The sequence below is a fragment of the Klebsiella sp. GB_Kp047 genome (assembly GCF_040065235.1).
Classification (GTDB): Bacteria; Pseudomonadota; Gammaproteobacteria; order Enterobacterales; family Enterobacteriaceae; genus Klebsiella; species Klebsiella quasipneumoniae.
In genome coordinates this window covers 23,389-40,980 of sequence record NZ_JBEAJG010000035.1, presented here as the reverse complement: position 1 = coordinate 40,980, position 17,592 = coordinate 23,389, and the positions used below count along the sequence as shown (strand labels likewise).

18 protein-coding genes are annotated in these 17,592 nt (G+C 58.7%); 15 read left to right on the top strand and 3 right to left on the bottom strand.

Annotated features, from left to right (window positions below):
* Positions 1 to 17: 17 nt before the first annotated feature.
* Positions 18 to 1,127: an SDR family oxidoreductase gene (locus tag ABLV76_RS15845; protein ID WP_004205581.1), complete on the bottom strand. Its 1,110-nt coding sequence runs from the start codon at positions 1,125 to 1,127 to the stop codon at positions 18 to 20.
* A gap of 477 nt (positions 1,128 to 1,604) precedes the next feature.
* Here ABLV76_RS15845 and queE point away from each other — a divergent pair, with 477 nt between their 5' ends.
* Complete coding sequence (gene queE / locus ABLV76_RS15840) at positions 1,605 to 2,276, top strand: 7-carboxy-7-deazaguanine synthase QueE (protein WP_004205582.1); 672 nt, start codon at positions 1,605 to 1,607, stop codon at positions 2,274 to 2,276.
* A gap of 40 nt (positions 2,277 to 2,316) precedes the next feature.
* Here the strand turns inward: queE and queD are convergent, their stop codons facing one another.
* The gene (gene queD / locus ABLV76_RS15835) at positions 2,317 to 2,682 is read right to left on the bottom strand and encodes a 6-carboxytetrahydropterin synthase QueD (RefSeq protein WP_004174641.1); all 366 of its coding nucleotides are present in this window, start codon (positions 2,680 to 2,682) and stop codon (positions 2,317 to 2,319) included.
* Positions 2,683 to 2,998: 316 nt separating this feature from the next.
* On the opposite strand from queD, the gene cysJ reads away from it, so the two are divergent.
* From cysJ to cysH, 3 genes are all read left to right on the top strand, one after another.
* The gene (gene cysJ, locus ABLV76_RS15830) at positions 2,999 to 4,798 is read left to right on the top strand and encodes an NADPH-dependent assimilatory sulfite reductase flavoprotein subunit (RefSeq protein ID WP_004205584.1); all 1,800 of its coding nucleotides are present in this window, start codon (positions 2,999 to 3,001) and stop codon (positions 4,796 to 4,798) included.
* Positions 4,798 to 6,510 carry an assimilatory sulfite reductase (NADPH) hemoprotein subunit gene (gene cysI / locus ABLV76_RS15825; protein ID WP_004205585.1) on the top strand — a complete coding sequence of 571 codons (1,713 nt, stop codon included), beginning with the start codon at positions 4,798 to 4,800 and terminating at the stop codon, positions 6,508 to 6,510. Before cysJ ends, cysI begins: the two co-directional genes overlap by 1 nt.
* A 98-nt stretch (positions 6,511 to 6,608) precedes the next feature.
* Complete coding sequence (cysH, locus tag ABLV76_RS15820; protein ID WP_004205586.1) at positions 6,609 to 7,343, top strand: phosphoadenosine phosphosulfate reductase; 735 nt, start codon at positions 6,609 to 6,611, stop codon at positions 7,341 to 7,343.
* Positions 7,344 to 7,410: 67 nt separating this feature from the next.
* Here cysH and ABLV76_RS15815 read toward each other — a convergent pair whose 3' ends face one another.
* A complete protein-coding gene (locus tag ABLV76_RS15815) occupies positions 7,411 to 8,457 on the bottom strand; it encodes an aminopeptidase (protein ID WP_017899183.1) in 1,047 nt (348 codons plus the stop codon).
* 246 nt (positions 8,458 to 8,703) lie between these two features.
* On the opposite strand from ABLV76_RS15815, the gene cysG reads away from it, so the two are divergent.
* The 11 genes from cysG (at position 8,704) to ABLV76_RS15760 (ending at position 17,522) form a co-directional block, all read left to right on the top strand.
* Positions 8,704 to 10,110: a siroheme synthase CysG gene (gene cysG / locus ABLV76_RS15810; RefSeq protein ID WP_348878382.1), complete on the top strand. Its 1,407-nt coding sequence runs from the start codon at positions 8,704 to 8,706 to the stop codon at positions 10,108 to 10,110.
* Between the two features lie 9 nt (positions 10,111 to 10,119).
* Positions 10,120 to 11,028 (top strand): sulfate adenylyltransferase subunit CysD, encoded by a 909-nt coding sequence (gene cysD / locus ABLV76_RS15805; protein WP_002915160.1) that lies wholly within the window; start codon positions 10,120 to 10,122, stop codon positions 11,026 to 11,028.
* A gap of 9 nt (positions 11,029 to 11,037) precedes the next feature.
* Entirely contained in the window at positions 11,038 to 12,465 is a 1,428-nt protein-coding gene (cysN, locus tag ABLV76_RS15800; RefSeq protein ID WP_004205589.1) for a sulfate adenylyltransferase subunit CysN, read from the top strand.
* Positions 12,465 to 13,070, top strand: a complete 606-nt coding sequence (cysC, locus tag ABLV76_RS15795) for an adenylyl-sulfate kinase (RefSeq protein WP_002915158.1) — start codon at positions 12,465 to 12,467, stop codon at positions 13,068 to 13,070. The genes cysN and cysC overlap by 1 nt, the downstream gene beginning before the upstream one ends.
* A 50-nt stretch (positions 13,071 to 13,120) precedes the next feature.
* Complete coding sequence (locus tag ABLV76_RS15790) at positions 13,121 to 13,447, top strand: DUF3561 family protein (protein ID WP_004205590.1); 327 nt, start codon at positions 13,121 to 13,123, stop codon at positions 13,445 to 13,447.
* A 140-nt stretch (positions 13,448 to 13,587) separates the two neighbouring features.
* The gene (ftsB, locus tag ABLV76_RS15785) at positions 13,588 to 13,905 is read left to right on the top strand and encodes a cell division protein FtsB (protein WP_002915156.1); all 318 of its coding nucleotides are present in this window, start codon (positions 13,588 to 13,590) and stop codon (positions 13,903 to 13,905) included.
* 19 nt (positions 13,906 to 13,924) lie between these two features.
* Positions 13,925 to 14,635 carry a 2-C-methyl-D-erythritol 4-phosphate cytidylyltransferase gene (gene ispD, locus ABLV76_RS15780; RefSeq protein ID WP_017899180.1) on the top strand — a complete coding sequence of 237 codons (711 nt, stop codon included), beginning with the start codon at positions 13,925 to 13,927 and terminating at the stop codon, positions 14,633 to 14,635.
* Positions 14,635 to 15,114 carry a 2-C-methyl-D-erythritol 2,4-cyclodiphosphate synthase gene (ispF, locus tag ABLV76_RS15775; protein WP_004181093.1) on the top strand — a complete coding sequence of 160 codons (480 nt, stop codon included), beginning with the start codon at positions 14,635 to 14,637 and terminating at the stop codon, positions 15,112 to 15,114. The genes ispD and ispF overlap by 1 nt, the downstream gene beginning before the upstream one ends.
* Complete coding sequence (gene truD / locus ABLV76_RS15770; protein ID WP_032456525.1) at positions 15,111 to 16,160, top strand: tRNA pseudouridine(13) synthase TruD; 1,050 nt, start codon at positions 15,111 to 15,113, stop codon at positions 16,158 to 16,160. Before ispF ends, truD begins: the two co-directional genes overlap by 4 nt.
* Positions 16,141 to 16,902 carry a 5'/3'-nucleotidase SurE gene (surE, locus tag ABLV76_RS15765; RefSeq protein WP_004205600.1) on the top strand — a complete coding sequence of 254 codons (762 nt, stop codon included), beginning with the start codon at positions 16,141 to 16,143 and terminating at the stop codon, positions 16,900 to 16,902. Before truD ends, surE begins: the two co-directional genes overlap by 20 nt.
* Positions 16,896 to 17,522, top strand: coding sequence for a protein-L-isoaspartate(D-aspartate) O-methyltransferase (locus ABLV76_RS15760; RefSeq protein ID WP_004205602.1), 627 nt, complete (start codon positions 16,896 to 16,898; stop codon positions 17,520 to 17,522). Before surE ends, ABLV76_RS15760 begins: the two co-directional genes overlap by 7 nt.
* Positions 17,523 to 17,592: the final 70 nt, after the last annotated feature.

Here is a 17,592-nt window from a genome sequence, read left to right as displayed (position 1 = left end):
TTTTATACCTGCGGCCATTATTTAAAGTCGACGGCCATTTGCTGAGGGATCGACAACCCGCGGGTGGTTTCCACGCAGCGGTCGATGTAATCGGTAAAGCGCGGCGGTTTTGGCATCCCCATGCTCAGCAGCTTGTCGTTGCTAAAGCGCACGTTCAGCGTGGCGAACGCGCCATATAAGCGCATCGCTTTCAGCATCAGTCGCTCATTGCACGGCCCAAAAATTCCTTTCAGTTCGCGACGCATTTTGACCAGCGTTTCATAACTCACCTGGGCGTACTTATCTCCCACCGGCGCCTGCTCCAGCGCCAGGGCCATCGCCCGGTCGATGTCGGCAAACTTCACGCTGTTCTCCTCACCGGCAGAGATATGCACTACCTCGCCGTGGGCCAGCGGCTGGTTAAGCAGCATCAGCAGGGCGTCGGCGCAGTAGTCCACCGGGATAACATCGATTCGGTCCTCCATCGCGCACATAAATTTCTGCAGCATCAGTCCCATGCTGAATACCCAGAAAATACTGCTGGAAGGCCGGCAGCCGTGATGAGTATGGCCCACCACAATAGAAGGGCGGGCAATGACCAGCGGTAGCGTAGGGCAGTGCTGCTGCATCAGTTGCTCGATGGCCGATTTCGAGTGGGTATATTCCACCAGATGCTCGGCGCGCTGCCGAAACTCCGCGCTCTCGGCGACCAGCGAATCCGGCTCCGGTGAGCAGGACATTGCGGTGCCGACGTGGAGAAAACGCTGCAGACCCGCCACCTGCGCCATCCGTTGCGCCAGACGCAGCGTACCCGTAACGTTAACCTTCCAGATGAGCGGGTTGCTGCCAAACGAGGCGACAGCGGCGCAGTTGAGAACATGGGTGACTTGCTCAAGCCGCGGATCGTTAAGAAAATGCTCCGGAGAGGCGAGATCGCCCAGCAGGATCTGCTGCGGTCGCAGCATCGCCAGTTTCTCCTCGGCGATGTTGAACTTACGCATGTTTTCCTTGACCCGTTCCAGGCCTGCTTCGGGGCTGTTGGCACGCACCAGTAGCAGCAGATCTAATTGGCTATCCTGATGGAGTATTTTCTCTAACGCCGCGCCGCCCAGAAAACCGGTGACGCCGGTAATGAATAATGTGGTCATAAACGCTATCTCATTATGGTTGGTCTGCGGGATTCTAGGAGGGCCAAAGTAAACGACGATTAAATAAAAAATGGCGGGCAGCAGGACTTTATTAAGAGGGGCTTAAGCTTATTTTCGGCGGCGGATTGGATTCGACTCTCAGACCAGGTAAATAATTCACTCTTTCATGTATCAATTTGTACATGCATGTATTTAAACATGTTTTTATTTTTCCGCTGACGTTTTTTATGTTCTGGTATATAACACGAAAAACATCTTCTGTTACATCTTTCTTCGCTGCGGTACGCCCCGCTGTTTATTTAAATCCTTACCACACTAATGAAATAAACGAAAACAGAAGCATGCTTTTAATTAACAATGAATAACGTCCGGGGTGAGAAAGCGACCCTGTGAGGGAAAAACGATCGCAGCGCAGGACAAGACCTGGACAGTGAAATCTGCGATAATATGCGTTTATCACCCTAAACAGAGATGACTATGCAGTACCCGATTAACGAGATGTTCCAGACCCTGCAAGGCGAGGGTTACTTCACCGGCGTGCCTGCCATTTTTATTCGTCTGCAGGGATGCCCGGTAGGATGCGCGTGGTGTGACACCAAGCATACCTGGGACAAACTGGCCGATCGGGAAGTGTCATTGTTCAGCATCCTGGCGAAAACCAAAGAGAGCGATAAGTGGGGGCCGGCAAGCAGTGAAGATCTGCTGGCGATTATCGGTCGTCAGGGGTGGACTGCCCGCCACGTGGTCATTACCGGCGGTGAGCCCTGCATTCACGACTTAACGCCGTTAACCTCGCTTCTGGAACAAAACGGCTTTAGCTGTCAGATTGAAACCAGCGGCACCCATGAAGTGCTTTGCAGCCACAACACCTGGGTGACGGTTTCCCCGAAGGTCAACATGCGCGGCGGGTATGACGTGCTGTCTCAGGCCCTGCAGCGGGCGGATGAGATCAAGCATCCGGTAGGGCGCGTCCGCGACATCGAAGCGCTGGACGAACTGCTGGAAACGCTGAGCGATGACAAACCGCGGATCATCGCCCTGCAGCCGATCAGTCAGAAAGAAGACGCGACGCGCTTGTGTATCGACACCTGCATCGCCCGTAACTGGCGCCTGTCCATGCAGACGCATAAATATCTGAATATCGCCTGATAAAAAAGCCCGGTAGCATACTGACCGGGCTTTTTTTCGCTTACTCGCCGCGATAGACGCAGCCGGCGGTGCAGGTCTCTTTCACCATCACCGCGCTCAGCAGCGGCACCCGCGGTTTCATCTCATCCCAGATCCATTTGGCCAGCACTTCGCTGGTAGGGTTTTCCAGACCGGGGATATCGTTCAGATAATAGTGGTCCAGGCGATCGTAGGTCGGCTTGAAGGCGGCCTTCAGCTCGGCGAAATCCATGATCCACCCGGTATGGGGATCGACTTCACCGGTTATCTCCAGACGCACCATAAAGGAGTGGCCATGCAGGCGACCGCATTTGTGTCCTTCCGGGACGTGCGGCAGGTGGTGGGCGGCTTCGAAGGTGAAATCTTTAAACAGCGTGGTGGACATCATTGACTCTCAACAGGACGAAAAAAACCGCCGTAGGGTACCGGAAAGTACATTTTTTCGCATTAACTAAAACGGCCCTGAACAGAAAATCGACACATTTATCTGGGTTAAGTCCATAAAGTTTCGATATTTCAGATGGTTATTTAATCGATTTTGTTGTTAATAACTACAACTAAAACCGGTTAGTCCATTTGGTTATTTATTATTTCCATCCCTTCTTTAATTGTTACTATGCCCGCCGTTAACCTTCTATTCTCTTCTGTTTTTGTCGCGCTGACAGGGTGCGAATAACAGCTTTGCTTACTGGAACAAACGACGCATGACGACACAGGCCCCACCTTCCAACTTGCTGCCGCTCAACCCGGAGCAACTGGCGCGCCTTCAGGCGGCCACCACTGACTTCACGCCCACTCAGCTCGCCTGGGTGTCTGGCTATTTCTGGGGCGTGCTGAATCAGCACTCTGGCGCAGCGGCAGCCGCTCCCGCCCCGGCCGCCGAGGTCCCGACGATCACGCTGATTTCCGCCTCGCAAACCGGCAACGCTCGCCGCGTCGCCGAAGCGCTGCGTGACGATCTGCTGGCGGCGAAGCTGAACGTGAAGCTGGTGAATGCAGGTGATTATAAATTCAAACAAATTGCTGCTGAAAAACTGCTGGTGGTCGTGACCTCCACCCAGGGGGAAGGTGAGCCGCCGGAAGAAGCGGTCGCATTGCATAAGTTTCTGTTCTCTAAAAAAGCGCCGAAGCTGGACGGAACCGCATTCGCCGTCTTTGGCCTCGGCGATACCTCTTATGAATTCTTCTGCCAGTCCGGCAAAGATTTCGACAGCAAGCTGGCCGAACTTGGCGCGGAACGCCTGCTCGATCGCGTCGACGCCGACGTTGAATATCAGGCTGCGGCCGCTGAATGGCGCGCGCGCGTCGTTGAGGTGCTGAAGGCTCGTGCGCCGGTCGCCGCGCCCGCTCAGCTGGCCGCCAGCGGCGCAGTGAACGACATTCATACCAGCCCATACACCAAAGAGGCTCCGCTAACGGCGACCCTGTCGGTCAACCAGAAAATCACCGGCCGCGATTCAGAAAAAGATGTACGCCATATCGAAATTGACCTCGGTGATTCCGGTCTGCGCTATCAGCCGGGTGACGCGCTGGGCGTCTGGTATCAAAACGATCCTCAGCTGGTGAAAGAGCTGGTGGAGCTGCTGTGGCTGAAAGGCGACGAGCCGGTAACCGTCGAGGGCAAAACCCTGCCGCTGGCGGAAGCCCTGCAGTGGCATTTTGAGCTGACGGTCAACACCGCCGCTATCGTTGAGAACTACGCCACCCTGACCCGCAGCGAATCGCTGCTGCCGCTGGTGGGCGATAAAGCTCAGCTGCAGCAGTATGCCGCCGCGACGCCGATCGTCGATATGGTCCGTTTCTCACCCGCGCAGCTGGACGCTGAGGCGTTAATCGGTCTGCTGCGCCCGCTGACGCCGCGTCTGTACTCCATTGCCTCCTCGCAGGCGGAAGTGGAGAGCGAAGTGCATGTCACCGTGGGCGTGGTGCGCTATGACATTGAAGGCCGCGCCCGGGCTGGCGGCGCCTCCAGCTTCCTCGCCGACCGCGTGGAAGAGGATGGCGAAGTCCGCGTCTTCATCGAGCACAATGACAACTTCCGTCTGCCGGCTAACCCGGAGACGCCGGTGATCATGATTGGCCCGGGCACCGGTATTGCGCCGTTCCGCGCCTTCATGCAGCAGCGCGCAGCGGACGGGGCGCCAGGTAAGAACTGGCTGTTCTTCGGCAACCCGCACTTCACTGAAGATTTCCTCTATCAGGTGGAGTGGCAGAGCTATGTAAAAGAGGGGCTGCTGACCCGTATCGATCTGGCCTGGTCCCGCGATCAACAACAAAAAATCTATGTGCAGGACAAACTGCGTGAGCAGGGGGCCGAGCTGTGGCGCTGGATCAATGATGGCGCCCACATTTATGTCTGCGGCGACGCCAATCGTATGGCTAAAGACGTGGAACAGACTTTACTGGAAGTGATTGCCGAATACGGCGCGATGGACGCCGAAGCGGCGGACGAATTTTTAAGTGAGCTGCGCGTTGAGCGCCGTTATCAGCGAGATGTCTACTAATGAGCGAAAAACATCCGGGGCCTTTAGTGGTCGAAGGTAAACTGACCGATGCCGAGCGTATGAAGCTCGAGAGCAACTACCTGCGCGGCACCATTGCGGAAGATTTAAACGACGGTCTGACCGGCGGTTTTAAAGGCGATAACTTCCTGCTGATCCGTTTCCACGGTATGTACCAGCAGGACGATCGCGATATCCGCGCGGAACGCGCCGCTCAGAAGCTGGAGCCGCGCCATGCAATGCTCCTGCGCTGCCGTCTGCCGGGCGGAGTGATCACCACCACCCAGTGGAAGGCGATCGATAAGTTTGCCGCCGAGAACACCATTTACGGCAGTATTCGCCTGACCAACCGGCAGACTTTCCAGTTCCACGGCATTCTGAAAAAGAACGTCAAGCCGGTGCATCAGATGCTGCACTCGGTGGGGCTGGACGCGCTGGCTACCGCCAACGATATGAACCGTAACGTGCTGTGCACCTCCAACCCGTACGAGTCGCAGCTGCACGCCGAGGCCTACGAGTGGGCGAAAAAGATCTCCGAGCATCTGCTGCCGCGCACCCGCGCCTATGCCGAAATCTGGCTGGATCAGAAAAAGGTCGCCACCACTGACGAAGAACCGATCCTCGGTCAGACCTATCTGCCGCGTAAGTTTAAAACCACGGTGGTGATCCCGCCGCAGAACGATATCGATCTGCACGCCAACGACATGAACTTCGTAGCGATCGCCGAAAACGGCAAGCTGGTGGGCTTTAACCTGTTGGTGGGCGGCGGTCTGTCTATCGAACACGGTAACAAAAAAACCTACGCCCGCACGGCGAGCGAATTCGGTTATCTGCCGCTGGAGCATACTCTGGCGGTGGCGGAAGCGGTCGTGACCACCCAGCGCGACTGGGGTAACCGTACCGACCGTAAGAATGCGAAAACCAAGTACACCCTTGAGCGCGTTGGCGTCGAAACCTTCAAGGCGGAAGTGGAGCGCCGGGCAGGTATTAAGTTTGAGCCGATCCGCCCGTACGAATTCACCGGCCGCGGCGACCGCATCGGCTGGGTGAAGGGGATTGATGATAAATGGCACCTGACGCTGTTTATTGAAAACGGCCGCATTCTGGATTATCCGGGGCGCCCGCTGAAAACCGGTCTGCTGGAGATTGCTAAGATCCATCAAGGCGAATTCCGCATCACCGCCAACCAGAACCTGATCGTCGCCAGCGTACCGGAAGATCAGAAGGCGCGGATCGAGAAGCTGGCGCGGGATCATGGCCTGATGAATGCCGTCACCCCGCAGCGCGAAAACTCGATGGCCTGCGTCTCCTTCCCGACCTGCCCGCTGGCGATGGCGGAAGCCGAGCGTTTCCTGCCGTCGTTTATCGACAAGGTGGAAGGGGTGATGAGCAAGCACGGCGTGAGCGATGAGCATATCGTCACCCGCGTCACCGGCTGCCCGAACGGCTGCGGTCGCGCGATGCTCGCGGAAGTGGGGCTGGTGGGGAAAGCGCCAGGTCGCTATAACCTGCACATCGGCGGTAACCGCAGCGGCACCCGCATCCCGCGGATGTACCGGGAGAACATTACCGAGTCGGAAATTCTCGACTCGCTAGACCAACTGGTAGGGCGCTGGGCGAAAGAGCGCGAAGCGGGTGAAGGCTTCGGCGACTTTACGGTGCGTGCGGGCATCATTCGCCCGGTGCTCGATCCAGCCCGCGATTTCTGGGAGTAACATCCTGGTGCCCGGTGGCGCGTAGCGATCCGGGCCTGTAAAACCCGTAGGCCGGGCAAACGCAGTGCCGCCCGGCAAAACAGGCAAACGAGGTTCTTATGTCCGTACTCGATCTAAACGCGCTTAATGCATTGCCGAAAGTGGAACGCATTCTGGCACTCGCGGAAACCAACGCCCAGCTGGAAAAGCTCGACGCCGAAGGGCGTGTGGCCTGGGCGCTGGAAAACCTGCCGGGAGACTATGTGCTGTCGTCAAGCTTTGGCATTCAGGCGGCGGTGAGTTTGCACCTGGTGAACCAGATCCGCCCGGACATTCCGGTGATCCTTACCGATACCGGTTACCTGTTCCCGGAAACCTACCAGTTTATTGATGAGCTGACGGACAAACTCAAGCTGAACCTGAAGGTCTACCGCGCGGCTGAAAGCGCGGCCTGGCAGGAGGCGCGCTACGGCAAGCTGTGGGAGCAGGGCGTTGAGGGCATTGAGAAATACAATGAGATCAACAAGGTTGAACCGATGAACCGGGCGCTGAAAGAGCTCAACGCGCAGACGTGGTTTGCCGGTCTGCGCCGCGAGCAGTCGGGCAGTCGGGCTACGCTTCCGGTGCTGGCGGTCCAGCGCGGGGTGTTCAAGGTGTTGCCGATTATCGACTGGGATAACCGGACAGTGTATCAGTACCTGCAAAAGCACGGGCTGAAATACCATCCGCTGTGGGATCAGGGCTATCTGTCGGTAGGCGATACCCACACCACCCGCAAATGGGAGCCGGGCATGGCAGAAGAAGAGACCCGGTTCTTCGGGCTTAAACGCGAGTGCGGATTGCACGAGGGTTAATAGCGCCTCCTGAGGGAAAGGTGTGCAAGAGAACACGCGGGTGATGCCGCGTGTTCATTTGCAGCCGTCAGCTTTTCTTCTCCACCTTCGCCAGCTCTTTCACCAGCGGCAGCATCACTTTCACGACATCGCGCCCGCGATGCTCGATCCGTCCCGGCAGCGCGTGGTCGATATACTGCTGATTATCCAGCTGCACGTCATGCCAGCTGATGCCCTGTGGGAAGCTGCGCGATTTGCTCCGCTGCTGATAGCCATCTTTCTTGCCTAATGACCAGTTGGTCGCTTCCACCGACAGCACCGGGATCCCCGCGTTGTCGAAGACGCTGGCGTCATTACAGCAGCTGGTGCCTTTCGGGTAAGCCGGATTGAGTCCCGGATTGGTGTAGGCGGCAATGCCTTTGCTGCGGGCGATAGCCAACGCGCGATCGCGGGTCAGCTTGCGTACCGAGGCCGGCGTGCGGCGGCCGCTGTTGAAGTAAAGCTTATCGCCTACCACCAGGTTATCGAGATTGATCACCAGCAGGGTATTTTTCTTTTCCGCCTCGCTCATCCGCTGCAGCAGGTTTTGCGCGCCGAGACGACCTTCCTCTTCGCCGCTGGTGGCGATAAAGCGAATGCCATAGCGGGTGGGGACGTTCTTTAAATGCTCCGCCAGCTCCAGCATCACCCCGAGCCCCATCGCGTTGTCGTCAATTCCCTGCAGCGTCAGGCCGCCGAGGTTATTTTCGACGTCTTTATCGCTCTGCGGCGCGTAGGTATCAAGGTGGGCCATGATGATGATTTGCTGGCGAGACTGGCCTTCATGGGCGGCGATCACCGTACTGCCGGTGGCGTTATGCCAGTTTTTACGCTGGTTGCTGTCGGTATAGATGTAGCGGGTATTGAAGCTCCGCACGTCGCTCTGATAGCCCATCCGGGCGAACTGCTGGCGCAGATAGTCAGCTGAGAGCATTTCCGGGGGCGTTCCGGTCATGCGTCCCGGGAAGACGGTGGCGATATGGCGAGCCTGACTACTGGCGGTGTCGCCCAGCGCGCAGAAGGCGGGGGCGGCGGCGAAAACAAAACCGGTGCCGAGCGCCAGCGGAAGCAGACGGCGGCACAACGCGGAAAACATAAGGGGTCCTTACACGAACGAGACAATTTGACGCGTACAGTATGAAACTGTGACCGCGGTTAAACAATTTCAATTGCTCTTAAATAGCGGAAAAATAGCGTGTTAAGCACTTTTTGATATTTGGATTTCCATCGCGTTATTCCTTTGCGTCACAACTCATTCCATTTCGTAATTTCATTTGCTCTAAGGCGCACCCTATAGTCGCAGTATCGCTGATTGTAAGAGAGTTGTTACCCCGTGGATTACTTGCCCCTTTTTGCCGAACTGAAACAAAGGCCCGTACTGGTGATCGGCGGCGGTGAGATTGCCGAGCGCAAGATCAAGTTCCTGCTGCGAGCCCAGGCGCAGGTGCAGGTGGTCGCCGGGACGTTGTCTCCGGCGCTGGCCGATCTGGCGGCGCGCCAGGCGCTTAGCTGGCGGGCGACGGAATTTAGCGACGCTCTGGTGGACGATGTCTATCTGGTGATTGCCGCCACGGAGGACGAGGCGCTTAACCAGCGGGTGTTTGCGGCGGCTAACGCGCGCTACCGACTGGTCAACGTAGTGGATAACCAGGCGCTGTGCTCGTTTGTTTTCCCTTCTATCGTCGACCGTTCGCCGCTGCTGGTGGCGATCTCCTCCAGCGGGAAAGCGCCGGTGCTGTCGCGCATTCTGCGCGAAAAAATCGAAGCGCTGCTGCCGACGAACCTCGGGCGTCTGGCGGAATCGGCGAGCTACTGGCGCAACCATCTGAAAACCCGTCTGACGACCACCGAAGCGCGTCGCCGCTTTTGGGAGCGGGTCTTTACCGGTCGCTTCGCCAGCCTGATGGTGGCGGGCAACGCTGCGGAGGCGGAAAAGGCGCTGCAGGATGAGCTGGATAAGCCCGAACGCGAAACGGGTGAAATTATTCTGGTAGGGGCCGGACCGGGCGATGCCGGGCTGCTGACCCTGCGTGGCCTGCAGGCGATCCAGCAGGCGGACGTGGTTTTCCACGATCATCTGGTGACCCAGCCGGTTCTCGAGCTGGTGCGCCGCGATGCCGAGCTGGTTTGCGTCGGCAAACGCGCCGGCGAGCACTCGGTGCCGCAGCATGAAACCAATCAGCTGCTGGTGGAGGCGGCGAAGGCGGGGAAAACCGTCGTGCGCCTGAAGGGCGGCGATCCGTTTATTTTTGGCCGCGGCGCAGAAGAGCTGCAGGCTGCCGCCGAGGCGGGGATCCCGTTCCAGGTGGTGCCTGGCGTCACCGCAGCCGCCGGCGCGACGGCCTACGCCGGTATTCCGCTGACCCATCGCGATTATGCGCAAAGCGCCGTCTTTGTCACCGGGCACTATAAGCCGGACAGCGCCCCCTTCGACTGGGCGCTGTTGGCGAAGAGCCAACAGACGCTGGCGATCTACATGGGCACCATGAAGGCGGCGGAAATCAGCGCCCAGCTGATCGCCCACGGTCGCGACAGCGACACGCCGGTGGCGGTGATATCCCGCGGTACCCGCGACGATCAGCAGACGATAACCGGCACATTGCAACAACTCGAACACCTGGCGAAAGACGCCCCGATGCCCGCCCTGCTGGTGGTCGGCGAAGTGGTGCAGCTGCATCAGCAGCTCGCCTGGTTTCAACATACATCATCCGCCGAGGGGTTTAACTCTTCGGTGGTCAATCTGGCTTAAGGAACGGTTATGGACCAAAAACGACTCACTCACCTGCGGCAACTGGAGGCGGAAAGCATCCATATTATTCGTGAGGTGGCCGCCGAATTTTCTAACCCGGTGATGATGTACTCCATCGGGAAAGATTCCAGCGTAATGCTGCATCTGGCGCGCAAAGCGTTTTATCCGGGAACCCTGCCGTTCCCGCTGCTGCACGTCGATACCGGCTGGAAATTCCGTGAGATGTATGAGTTCCGCGACCGTACCGCCAAAGCCTATGGCTGCGAGCTGCTGGTGCATAAAAATCCGGAAGGGGTGGCGATGGGCATTAACCCGTTCGTCCACGGCAGCGCCAAGCATACCGATATCATGAAAACCGAAGGGCTGAAGCAGGCGCTGAACAAATACGGCTTTGACGCCGCATTCGGCGGCGCGCGCCGTGATGAGGAGAAATCCCGCGCCAAAGAGCGCATCTACTCCTTCCGCGACCGCTTCCACCGCTGGGACCCGAAAAACCAGCGTCCGGAGCTGTGGCACAACTACAACGGCCAGATTAACAAAGGCGAAAGCATCCGCGTCTTCCCGCTCTCCAACTGGACCGAGCTGGATATCTGGCAGTACATCTATCTGGAAAACATCGAAATCGTGCCGCTGTATCTGGCCGCTGAGCGCCCGGTGCTGGAGCGCGACGGCATGCTGATGATGATCGATGACGACCGTATCGATCTGCAGCCGGGCGAAGTGATTGAAAAGCGGATGGTGCGTTTCCGTACCCTCGGCTGCTGGCCGCTGACCGGCGCAGTGGAGTCTGAAGCGCAAACGCTGCCGGAAATTATTGAAGAGATGCTGGTATCCACCACCAGCGAACGTCAGGGGCGCGTCATTGACCGCGACCAGGCCGGCTCGATGGAGCTGAAGAAACGTCAGGGGTATTTCTAAGGAGCCGCCATGAACACGACCATTGCCCAACAAATTGCTAATGAAGGCGGCGTAGAAGCTTATCTGCACGCGCAACAGCACAAGAGCCTGCTGCGTTTTCTGACCTGCGGCAGCGTCGATGACGGTAAAAGCACCCTGATTGGCCGTCTGCTGCACGATACCCGCCAGATCTATGAAGATCAGCTCTCTTCGCTGCACAACGACAGCAAGCGCCACGGCACCCAGGGCGAAAAACTGGACCTGGCGCTGCTGGTGGATGGCCTGCAGGCCGAGCGCGAGCAGGGCATCACCATCGACGTGGCCTATCGCTATTTCTCCACCGAGAAGCGCAAATTTATCATCGCTGACACCCCGGGGCACGAGCAGTACACCCGCAATATGGCCACCGGCGCGTCCACCTGCGATCTGGCGATCCTGCTGATCGACGCGCGCAAAGGCGTGCTGGATCAGACCCGCCGTCACAGCTTTATCTCAACCCTGCTGGGCATTAAACACCTGGTGGTGGCGGTCAACAAAATGGATCTCGTCGAGTTTAGCGAAGCGCGCTTCAACGAGATCCGTGAAGCTTACCTGACCTTTGCCGAGCAGCTGCCGGGCAACCTCGATATCCGCTTTGTACCGCTGTCGGCGCTGGAGGGCGATAACGTCGCCAGCCAGAGCGCGAACATGCCGTGGTACAGCGGCCCGACCCTGCTGGAAGTCCTCGAAACCGTGGAGATCCAACGGGTAGTAGAGAGCCAGCCGCTGCGCTTCCCGGTGCAGTATGTTAACCGTCCGAACCTCGATTTCCGCGGCTTCTCCGGTACGGTCGCCTCCGGCACCGTGCAGGTCGGCCAGCGCCTGAAGGTGCTGCCGTCGGGCGTCGAATCGAGCGTAGCGCGGATCGTCACCTTCGACGGCGATCTGCAGGAAGCCGCCGCCGGGGAAGCCATTACCATTGTGCTGAAAGATGAAATCGACATCAGCCGCGGCGACCTGCTGGTTGACGCGCAAGCCACGCTGCCGGCGGTGCAAAGCGCCAGCATCGACGTAGTATGGATGGCCGAGCAGGCGTTGACCCCGGGGCAGAGCTACGACATCAAAATCGCCGGTAAGAAGACCCGCGCCCGCGTGGACGCTATCCGTTACCAGGTGGATATTAACAACCTGACCCAGCGTGAAGTCGAGTCTCTGCCGCTGAACGGCATCGGGCTGGTGGAGCTGACCTTTGACGAACCTTTAGTGCTGGATCCGTATCAGCAAAACCCGGTGACCGGCGGGCTTATCTTTATCGATCGTCTGACCAACGTCACCGTCGGTGCCGGGATGGTCAACGAGCCGCACCTGCAGGCGTCGACGTCGGCATCGCAGTACAGCGCTTTCGAGCTGGAACTGAACCAGCTGATCCGCAAACACTTCCCGCACTGGGATGCCCGCGACCTGCTGGGAGGCAAATAATGGCCCAGCATGACGAAAACGTCGTCTGGCATGCCCACCCTGTGACCCAGCAGCAGCGGGAACAGCATCACGGCCATCGCGGCGTGGTGCTGTGGTTTACCGGCCTTTCGGGGTCGGGTAAATCCACCGTCGCCGGGGCGCTGGAGGAAGCCTTGCATGAGCGCGGCGTCAGCACCTATCTGCTGGACGGCGATAACGTGCGTCATGGCCTGTGCAGCGACCTGGGATTCAGCGATGAGGATCGCAAAGAGAACATTCGCCGCGTCGGTGAAGTGGCCAGGCTGATGGTCGATGCCGGGCTGGTTGTATTGACGGCATTTATATCTCCGCACCGCGCGGAGCGACAGATGGTGCGCGAGCGCCTGGGGGAGGGACGCTTTATCGAAGTGTTCGTCGATACCCCGCTGGCCATTTGCGAGGCGCGGGATCCGAAAGGATTGTATAAGAAGGCGCGGGCAGGGGAATTACGCAATTTCACCGGCATAGACTCGGTCTATGAGGCACCGGAAAAGGCGGAAATTCATCTGGATGGTGAACAATTGGTAACAAATTTGGTGCACCAACTATTAGACCTGCTGCAACAGAGCGATATTATCAGATCCTGAAACGGCAGCGGCATCGAGGGGTGCCGGTTGCCCGGTCTACAGGATTCGATATGCGCAATACCCAGAACCTCAGTATTATTCGTTCAGAACCGCCTCCGGCGACCGGCGACGAGACCACCTGGTCTTTGTCGGGCGCTGCCGTGGGCTTTATTTCATGGCTGCTGGCGCTGGGTATTCCCTTCCTTCTCTATGGCAGTAATACACTTTTCTTCCTCCTCTACACCTGGCCATTCTTCCTTGCGTTGATGCCAGTGGCGGTGGTGGTCGGTATTGCGCTGCACTCTCTGCTCAATGGCAAACTGCTCTATAGCGCCAGCGCGACCATCCTGACCGTCGGGCTGATGTTTGCGCTACTCTTCCTCTGGCTGTTGGGATAACCCGTTTCTGGTATGAATCAAGCATGGGTATCAGCGGCAAAAATATGGTACAGTCCCCGCGTTACGCTGCATCGTCCGCGCGCCCCGGTAGCGTACCCGGGCGAGTTTTGGGATGATGATGCCGTTTTTCAGGGGGCAGGATGGGTAAACTAACGCTGCTATTATTAGCTTTGCTGGTCTGGCTACAGTATTCGCTGTGGTTCGGTAAAAACGGCCTGCATGACTACACGCGGGTTAACGACGACGTCACCGCCCAGCAGGCGACTAACGCCAAATTAAAAGCACGCAACGATCAGCTGTTTGCCGAAATTGACGACCTCAACGGCGGTCAGGAAGCGATCGAGGAGCGTGCGCGCAATGAACTCAGCATGACCCGCCCGGGCGAAACCTTCTATCGTCTGGTACCGGATGCGTCTAAACGCAACCAGGCATCGGGGCAACAGCAGAACAATCGATAACCAGGCCCAGGATTACGACATGGCAGCCACTTTTCCGGGCATTTGCGCCGTGGTGCCGGCAGCCGGTTTTGGCCGCCGCATGCAAACGGAATGCCCGAAACAATATCTCTCAATCGGTAACAAAACGATTCTCGAACACGCGGTCGCCGCGCTGCTGGCGGATCCGCGCGTCCAGCGCGTGGTGATTGCCGTCAGCCCCGGCGATCGGCGCTTCAGCCAGCTGCCGCTGGCCCAGCACCCGCAAATTACCGTCGTGGATGGCGGCGCCGAGCGCGCCGATTCGGTACTCGCCGGCCTGCAGGCGTTACCGGAAGCGCAGTGGGTGCTGGTGCATGACGCCGCGCGCCCCTGCCTGCATCAGGATGACCTCAGCCGCCTGCTGGCACTCTGTGAAACCAGCCGCGTCGGCGGGATCCTCGCGGCCCCGGTGCGCGACACCATGAAGCGCGCCGAGCCGGGCAAAACCGCCGTCGCCCATACCGTCGATCGTAATGACCTGTGGCACGCGCTCACCCCGCAATTTTTCCCTCGCGAGCTGCTGGTGGATTGCCTCACCCGGGCGCTGAACGAGGGGGCCACCATCACCGATGAAGCCTCGGCGCTGGAGTATTGCGGCTTCCATCCGCAGCTGGTCGCCGGACGCGCTGATAATATTAAAGTGACGCGCCCGGAAGATCTGGCGCTGGCGGAATTTTACCTCACCCGTTCCCGACACCAGGAGAAAGCTTAATGCGAATTGGACATGGTTTTGACGTACACGCTTTTGGCGGTGAAGGCCCAATCATCATTGGCGGGGTACGCATTCCTTATGAAAAAGGGCTGCTGGCCCATTCCGACGGCGACGTCGCGCTGCATGCGCTGACCGACGCGCTGCTGGGCGCCGCGGCGCTCGGCGATATTGGCAAGCTGTTCCCGGATACCGATCCGGCGTTTAAAGGCGCCGACAGCCGCGAACTGCTGCGCGAAGCGTGGCGCCGCATTCAGGCCAAAGGCTATACGCTCGGCAACGTCGACGTCACCATTATCGCCCAGGCACCGAAAATGCTGCCGCATATCCCGCAGATGCGTGTCTTTATCGCTGAAGATCTCGGCTGCCATATGGACGACGTCAACGTGAAAGCGACCACCACCGAGAAGCTGGGCTTCACCGGCCGCGGGGAAGGGATCGCCTGCGAAGCGGTCGCGCTGCTGCGTAAGGCCGACAAATGATCGCCTTTGACCAACTGACCTGGCTGCACGGCAAGCCGCAGAGCAGCGGGCTGCTGAAAGCCAATCCGGAAGATTTTCTGGTAGTGGAAGACCTGGGCTTTGCCCCGGACGGCGAAGGCGAGCACGTGCTGGTGCGGATCCTTAAAAACGGCTGCAATACGCGCTTTGTCGCCGACGCACTGGCGAAATTCCTCAAAATCCATGCCCGTGAAGTGAGCTTCGCCGGGCAAAAAGATAAGCACGCCGTCACCGAGCAGTGGCTGTGCGCTCGGGTGCCTGGCAAAGAGATGCCGGATCTGAGCAAATTTCAGCTTGAGGGCTGCCAGGTACTGGAATATGCCCGCCATAAGCGTAAGCTGCGATTAGGCGCGCTGAAGGGCAACCAGTTTACCCTGATCCTGCGCGAGGTAAGCGATCGCCAGGAGGTGGAGACGCGTCTGCAGGCCATCGCTGAACGGGGCGTGCCGAACTATTTCGGCGCTCAGCGCTTCGGCATTGGCGGCAGTAACCTGCAGGGCGCGCTGCGCTGGGCGGAGAGCGGTGCGCCGGTGCGCGATCGCAATAAGCGCAGTTTTTGGTTGTCGGCGGCCCGCAGCGCGTTGTTTAATCAGCAAGTCAGTATTAGATTAAAAAAAACGGAATTTAATCAGGTTGTTGATGGCGATGCGCTACAATTAGCGGGGCGTGGGAGCTGGTTTGTCGTCACACCGGAAGAACTCGAGGTTTCGCAGGCGCGGGTGCACAACCGCGAACTGATGATCACGGCTGCGCTACCGGGCAGCGGCGACTGGGGAAGCCAGCGCGACGCCCTGGCCGCCGAGCAGGCCGCCATCGCCGAGGAAACCTCGCTGCAGACACTGTTGGTGCGGGAGAAAGTCGAGGCGGCGCGCCGGGCGATGCTCCTCTATCCGCAGCAGTTGAGCTGGAACTGGTGGGATGATGTAACCGTTGAACTGCGTTTCTGGCTGCCGGCGGGCAGCTTCGCCACCAGCGTGGTCAGGGAGCTTATCAATACAACGGGTGACTATGCGAATATTGCTGAGTAACGATGACGGGATCCATGCGCCGGGGATACAGACCCTGGCGAAGGCCTTAAGGGAGTTTGCCGAGGTCCAGGTGGTTGCACCCGATCGTAACCGCAGCGGGGCTTCGAATTCGCTGACGCTGGAATCGTCATTGCGCACCTTTACCTATGAAAATGGCGATATCGCCGTCCAGATGGGGACGCCGACGGACTGCGTCTATCTTGGCGTGAACGCGCTGATGCGCCCGCGCCCGGACATCGTCGTTTCCGGCATCAACGCCGGACCCAACCTGGGCGATGACGTCATTTACTCCGGCACCGTGGCGGCGGCGATGGAAGGCCGCCATCTGGGGTTCCCCGCGCTGGCCGTGTCGCTCAATGGCTATCAACACTACGACACCGCCGCGGCGGTGACCTGTACTCTCCTGCGCGGACTCAGCCGTGAACCGCTGCGCACCGGGCGGATCCTCAACGTCAATGTCCCGGACCTGCCCCTTGATCAGATCAAAGGCATCCGCGTGACCCGCTGCGGCAACCGCCATCCTGCCGACCAGGTGATTCCGCAAAAGGATCCGCGCGGCAATACCCTGTACTGGATAGGCCCGCCGGGCGATAAGCGTGACGCCGGGCCGGGCACCGATTTTGCGGCAGTGGATGAAGGCTATGTTTCCGTTACGCCATTGCACGTCGATTTAACCGCCCATCAGGCGCATGAGGTGGTCACCGATTGGCTGGAACGTGTCGGGGTTGACAGGCAATGGTAAGTAAACGTGTTGAAAGTTTGTTGAATCAACTGCGCACGCAGGGCATCGTCGATGAACGTGTCCTCGAGGCGATCGCGCGCGTCCCGCGCGAAAAGTTTGTTGATGAAGCCTTTGAACATAAAGCGTGGGAAAACACCGCGCTGCCGATTGGCCAGGGGCAAACCATCTCCCAGCCGTACATGGTGGCGCGGATGACCGAGCTGCTGACGTTGACGCCGGAGTCGCGGGTGCTGGAGATCGGCACCGGTTCCGGTTACCAGACGGCCATCCTGGCGCATCTGGTGCATCACGTTTGCTCGGTAGAGCGAATTAAGAGTTTACAGTGGCAGGCGCGTCGTCGCCTGAAACAACTTGATTTACATAATGTTTCAACCCGTCATGGCGATGGGTGGCAAGGTTGGCAGGCGCGGGCGCCGTTTGATGCCATTATTGTGACGGCGGCGCCGCCGGAAATACCGACCGCGCTGCTGGCGCAGCTGGATGACGACGGCGTGCTGGTACTGCCGGTTGGCGAGGAGCATCAGTTTCTCAAACGGATCCGTCGCCGGGGCAACGAATTTATCATTGATACCGTCGAGGCCGTTCGCTTTGTTCCCCTGGTGAAAGGGGAGCTGGCCTGAGACCCGGATTATTCCAGGTTTTTTTTGCCTGACTTTAGGCGTAGGGTGGACACATTTTTCAGTGTCCTGG

What these genes read in the sequence shown, in the direction of transcription:
- cysN (WP_004205589.1), top strand. Translation starts at nt 11,038, where the DNA reads ATGAACACGACCATTGCCCAACAAATTGCTAATGAAGGCGGCGTAGAA.
- cysJ (WP_004205584.1), top strand. Translation starts at nt 2,999, where the DNA reads ATGACGACACAGGCCCCACCTTCCAACTTGCTGCCGCTCAACCCGGAG.
- ispD (WP_017899180.1), top strand. Translation starts at nt 13,925, where the DNA reads ATGGCAGCCACTTTTCCGGGCATTTGCGCCGTGGTGCCGGCAGCCGGT.
- surE (WP_004205600.1), top strand. Translation starts at nt 16,141, where the DNA reads ATGCGAATATTGCTGAGTAACGATGACGGGATCCATGCGCCGGGGATA.
- ABLV76_RS15760 (WP_004205602.1), top strand. Translation starts at nt 16,896, where the DNA reads ATGGTAAGTAAACGTGTTGAAAGTTTGTTGAATCAACTGCGCACGCAG.
- queD (WP_004174641.1), bottom strand. Translation starts at nt 2,682, where the DNA reads ATGATGTCCACCACGCTGTTTAAAGATTTCACCTTCGAAGCCGCCCAC.
- cysC (WP_002915158.1), top strand. Translation starts at nt 12,465, where the DNA reads ATGGCCCAGCATGACGAAAACGTCGTCTGGCATGCCCACCCTGTGACC.
- truD (WP_032456525.1), top strand. Translation starts at nt 15,111, where the DNA reads ATGATCGCCTTTGACCAACTGACCTGGCTGCACGGCAAGCCGCAGAGC.
- cysH (WP_004205586.1), top strand. Translation starts at nt 6,609, where the DNA reads ATGTCCGTACTCGATCTAAACGCGCTTAATGCATTGCCGAAAGTGGAA.
- cysD (WP_002915160.1), top strand. Translation starts at nt 10,120, where the DNA reads ATGGACCAAAAACGACTCACTCACCTGCGGCAACTGGAGGCGGAAAGC.
- ABLV76_RS15845 (WP_004205581.1), bottom strand. Translation starts at nt 1,127, where the DNA reads ATGACCACATTATTCATTACCGGCGTCACCGGTTTTCTGGGCGGCGCG.
- ftsB (WP_002915156.1), top strand. Translation starts at nt 13,588, where the DNA reads ATGGGTAAACTAACGCTGCTATTATTAGCTTTGCTGGTCTGGCTACAG.
- ispF (WP_004181093.1), top strand. Translation starts at nt 14,635, where the DNA reads ATGCGAATTGGACATGGTTTTGACGTACACGCTTTTGGCGGTGAAGGC.
- cysI (WP_004205585.1), top strand. Translation starts at nt 4,798, where the DNA reads ATGAGCGAAAAACATCCGGGGCCTTTAGTGGTCGAAGGTAAACTGACC.
- queE (WP_004205582.1), top strand. Translation starts at nt 1,605, where the DNA reads ATGCAGTACCCGATTAACGAGATGTTCCAGACCCTGCAAGGCGAGGGT.
- ABLV76_RS15815 (WP_017899183.1), bottom strand. Translation starts at nt 8,457, where the DNA reads ATGTTTTCCGCGTTGTGCCGCCGTCTGCTTCCGCTGGCGCTCGGCACC.
- ABLV76_RS15790 (WP_004205590.1), top strand. Translation starts at nt 13,121, where the DNA reads ATGCGCAATACCCAGAACCTCAGTATTATTCGTTCAGAACCGCCTCCG.